4 protein-coding genes are annotated in these 4,340 nt (G+C 61.6%); all 4 read right to left on the bottom strand.

The annotated features are described in order from the left end of the window. Position 1: 1 nt before the first annotated feature. The gene (locus AC1DWT_RS49805; RefSeq protein WP_477926123.1) at positions 2-742 is read right to left on the bottom strand and encodes an SDR family oxidoreductase; all 741 of its coding nucleotides are present in this window, start codon (positions 740-742) and stop codon (positions 2-4) included. An 81-nt stretch (positions 743-823) separates the two neighbouring features. Continuing rightward, entirely contained in the window at positions 824-1,147 is a 324-nt protein-coding gene (locus AC1DWT_RS49810) for a 2Fe-2S iron-sulfur cluster-binding protein (protein WP_477926124.1), read from the bottom strand. Positions 1,148-1,161: 14 nt separating this feature from the next. After that, the gene (locus tag AC1DWT_RS49815; protein ID WP_477926125.1) at positions 1,162-2,484 is read right to left on the bottom strand and encodes an NAD(P)/FAD-dependent oxidoreductase; all 1,323 of its coding nucleotides are present in this window, start codon (positions 2,482-2,484) and stop codon (positions 1,162-1,164) included. An 820-nt stretch (positions 2,485-3,304) separates the two neighbouring features. Continuing rightward, a partial coding sequence (locus tag AC1DWT_RS49820) for a PucR family transcriptional regulator (RefSeq protein ID WP_477926126.1) occupies positions 3,305-4,340 on the bottom strand: 1,036 nt, incomplete at its 5' end.

Consider the following 4,340-nt stretch of genomic DNA (forward strand, 5'->3'; position numbering starts at 1 on the left):
GCTATTTGGAGCTCAGAGGCCCGGTCCCTGCCAGTTCCCCTCCATCGATAATGAATTCGGCTCCAGTGACAAAGCTGGACTCGTTGCTGGCGAGGTAGATGATCAGTTGCGAAACCTCCTCGACGTTGCCCATTCGTTTCATCGGGTTGAAGTCCGCCACGTCCAGATCGGCATTCATCGGCGTCGACACAGTTCCGGGATGGACGGAGTTCGAGCGGACGCCGTGCTGGGCCAATTCGAGCGCGACCGATTTGGTCAGACCACGCACGCCGAACTTGGAGGCCGTGTAGCCGTGCAGTTCGGCGATGCCTTGGAAGCCGGCGGTCGACGAGATATTGATGATGGACGACGGGGCGGACGAGATCAGCGTCGGGGTGGCGGCCTTGACGCCGAGGAACGGCCCAGTCAGGTTCACGGCGATGATGTCGTCCCAGTCCTTCGTCGAATAGTCGGTCAACGACCCCATATTGACGATGCCCGCGTTGTTCACGAGGACGTTCAGCTTTCCGAACGTCGTCATGGACAGGTCGACAGCGTTCTGCCAATCGGCGTAACTGGTGACGTCAAGCCGTGTGTAGACGGCCTTGTCCGCTCCCAGTTCCCGTGCCAAACTTTCGCCGTCGTCATCGAGGATGTCGCCGATGACGACCTTCCCGCCCTCGGCGACGATCGTTCGAGCATGGGAAGCGCCCATGCCTCGTGCGCCGCCCGAGATGAGTGCGACCTTGTCCTGCATTCTCATATGAACTCCTTCACCTGGTCTGTCGAAGAGCGGGGAGCGGGAAGCCGCTCGGAACTGTCTGTTGCTTGTCGAGTCGGCTGACTACCACTGGGTCGGGGCGACTTCGACAATGATTCCGTCGAGGTGGTCGTGCATCGCGATTTGGCAGCTCAACCGGCTGTTGTCCTGCACGGGGGAGGAGGCGCATTCGAGCATCTCTTGCTCGTTGGAATCCATTGGGGTGAGCTTGTCGAGGAACTGCGGGTCTACGTAGATGTGGCAGGTTGCGCAGGCGCCGCTGCCACCGCAATCTCCGACGATCGAGCGGATGCCGTGACCGACCGCAGCCTGCATGAGAGTTGTTCCGGACGCGATGCTCAGTTCGTCGCGGTCGCCGTCGGGGGTGATGAAGGTTGCTTGTGCCATGGTCGGTGAGCCTCCTAGGTTCTGGCTGTGGTGCTTGAGATTGACGGTTGTGCCGAATTGACCAAGTCCCGCAGCGAAATATCGCTCGCTGCAAGCAGGTCGGCGGCCACAGGGATTCGTTCCGCGATAAGTCTTTTCGAGATGTTGAAATCGGCGGGTCGATTGATTGTGTCCACCGCGAGTACTCGGTCGCCCACTACGTAGAAGGCKCTGAAGGATCGATCGTCGGGCCTTCCGCGTAGCACTAGGCGGTCGTACCCGTCCGACAAGCCGACCATCTTCAGATTCAGGTCGTACTGATCGGACCAGAACCATGGAGCGCCATTCGGGCGGGTCGGCTTGTCGCACAGGACGGCAGCAGCGTTGCGCGCCTGTTCGAGTGCGTTAGGCACCGACTCGACACGGACGTAGCGGTCGTACAGATGGCTGTACTGGCGAACGCAATCTCCTACAGCCATGATGTGGGGATCGGTGGTGCGAAGGTCGTCGTCGACCACGATCCCGTCGTCGACCTCGAGGCCTGCTGCTGCGGCCAGTTCGCTGTTCGGGATCAGCCCAATTCCGACGATAACCAGATCGGCAGCAAGTCGTGTGCCGTCCGAGCAGCGAACCGCTTCGATGCGGCCGCCTTCCCGAGTGGTCTCCAGCCCCTCTACCAGGCAGTCGGTGACAATATTGACGCCCGCCTCCCGATGAACGGACTCGTAGTACTCAGAGATCGGTTGCGCAGTGACGCGAGCGAGTACGCGGGAGGCAGCCTCGAGCACGATCACGGTCATGCCCGCCTTCACGGCGGCTGCTGCCACTTCCAAGCCGATGTATCCGGCACCGACGATAACTACCGTCCGTTGGGGCCGAAGTTCACCTCGAAGCGCGTCCGCATCTGCCCGGGTGCGGAGGTAGTGGAGATTCGACGGCTTCTGGGGAAGGGCATCCGCGACCGGCAGTGTTCGCGGTCGGCCGCCTGTTGCGAGAACCAGCTCGTCGTAACCGATTTCGGTTCCGTCGGACATTGCGACCTTGCGATGCTTACGGTCGATGGCCTTGGCGTGATGGCCTGCGTGGACGGTGATCCGATTCTTCTCATATGCCACTGCGCCGCGCAGGTGCAGTGATTCTGCTGCGACTTCGCCCTTGAGGTACGCCTTCGACAGGGGTGGTCGATGGTACGGCTGAAATCTCTCGTCACCCAGCAGCGTGATCGGGCCCTCCCATCCGGAGGTGCGTGCAGCAAATGCCGCTTCGGTACCACCGCAGCCGTTGCCTATGACAAGCAGGTGTCGGTCCGACATCTGAAAGGCTCCTTCTATGTTTTCTTTCGCGCCCGAACCGAGCACAAGAGCGAGATCCGCCAGGTGTCGGATGGTGCTGAGTTATCCGAGAAGCGTTCCTGCTCCGTGCCCAGCGCGGTGACGTTGAGGGCTTACAGAATGGTTGATCTTTTCGTATCGAGTGCTTGCCCGTGATTGCGTCTCAATCGGCCACGTCAGCGCGTTCGCTGAAAACACGAACACATCCGCTTGCGGCTTGGAACCGGTTGTGGATCGTTCTCATCGACGTTCCTTACACTGATCGAAAGCAGTTCTGGTGCCCCTGGGCCCTGACATCCACACGTAGTTGTTGCTGTCTGCGTCGGCAGGAATAAGCTGGCCCCCTAGACGCTAAGCGCGTGCTGACGGCATTTCACCGTGCTGGCGGCACGTAGAAATCGGACCCTTTTGGTCTGTGCGCCCAATCACAGCCGGCGGCGTTTGTGGCTCAAGTCATACCGTATGGCAGCGTCTGCTACCTACGAGCGTTGGGATTTCCGGAAGCGACGGACCGGAGTTGTCGTGCGGCACGTAATACCTCGGGGTGGCAGTCACGTGATTCCGCCCGCTCGGCCGTGCTGGAACGAGGGCAACTCGAGTGGAGGGGGAATGCGGGCCAGGTTGCGGTGGCGGCCGAGGCGTGGGCAGTTCGGCGAGGTCGAGGAGACCGACGGTCCTGCCGGCTGAAAGGGAGGGAGTAACTCTCCCTGGGCCCGTCATCCATTGAGGTGACTTCATGGACCGTCGATGTCTCGACCGGGCTAACGCAGGGCTAGGCCAGYGCTAGACCTGCATAGGGCAGCTCCGCTGCGGCGGCATTGTGTGCCTTGGCCAATAATCCGGGCCGTCAGTACGGGTCCGCGGCGAGCACGGCCTCCCCAAGCCAGTAGCACAGCTCCAGTGCGTTCTCGAGCTCAAGGCGTCCGTCGCGCACGTTCCGGCCGAGTTGATCTTCGATCTTGTGAATCCGGTAGACGACGGAGTTCTTGTGCATGTGCAACGCAGTTGCGGCGGCAGCGTAACTCCCACCAGTGCGGAGGAATTCGCGCAATGTCGTGCGTAGATCCTCGCTCGCCGGGTCACTAGCTGCCAACGGACCCAAAACGTCGGCCACCCAGGCGCGACCGGCGCTGAGGTCACTGCACATCAGCGCGACCGCGCCAAGCTCGGCAATGGAAAAGATCCGTGGGGCCGGGACACGTGCGACCTGGGCAACAGCGCGGGCTTGATTTGCCTGCGAGTGAGTGCGGACGAACCCGGCGACCCCCTTCTGGGGTGCACCAACAGCTACGGAAACCGGCAGCTCCCAACTTGCAGTGATCGCTGCAAACTTCGCGTGGTCGACATTATTCTGTCCTCCGAGCGGTAACCATGCCCACCCCGTGTGCTCGTCGCGCGGCTCGAACAGCGGATGGCCGCGGATGCCTAGTGGTGTTGCGAGAGCGGTCACTGCTTCTTCGAGGTGGCCCAGCTCGTCATCCGCCCCTTCGCCCCGTTCGGCCCAGACGATCACGCCGAGATGGTATTGGCTGAGACGGTAGCCCAGTGCTGCCTCGGCCGCGCCAATGTCGATAGGTCGGTCTCCCAGTATGTCGCTGATCCGTGCGGAGCGGGAGGCGCTGCGGCGCTGCCGCCATGCGTCTCGCTCAGCCTCATACGTTGTTAGCAAATCTTTGGCGATCAGGTTGACGTGTGCTGATACCAGCCTCGTGATCTCCAGTGCAGCCTGCGCGGTTACGGTCGCGTCGTCACTGCGGGCGGCCAGCTCCTGGAGGCACCAGCGAACAACGCTGTCTTGGTACAGGCGGTAGGCGTGCTCAAGCGCAGTGATCGGAACTTCACGTTGAGCGAGCAGTCGGGCAAGCTCATTGGCAGGTTCGAAC

This window comes from Rhodococcus sp. P4_B6 (assembly GCF_056402215.1).

Excerpts from the sequence above, each read along its gene's own strand:
- AC1DWT_RS49805 (WP_477926123.1), bottom strand. The coding sequence starts at position 742 with ATGAGAATGCAGGACAAGGTCGCACTCATCTCGGGCGGCGCACGAGGC.
- AC1DWT_RS49810 (WP_477926124.1), bottom strand. The coding sequence starts at position 1,147 with ATGGCACAAGCAACCTTCATCACCCCCGACGGCGACCGCGACGAACTG.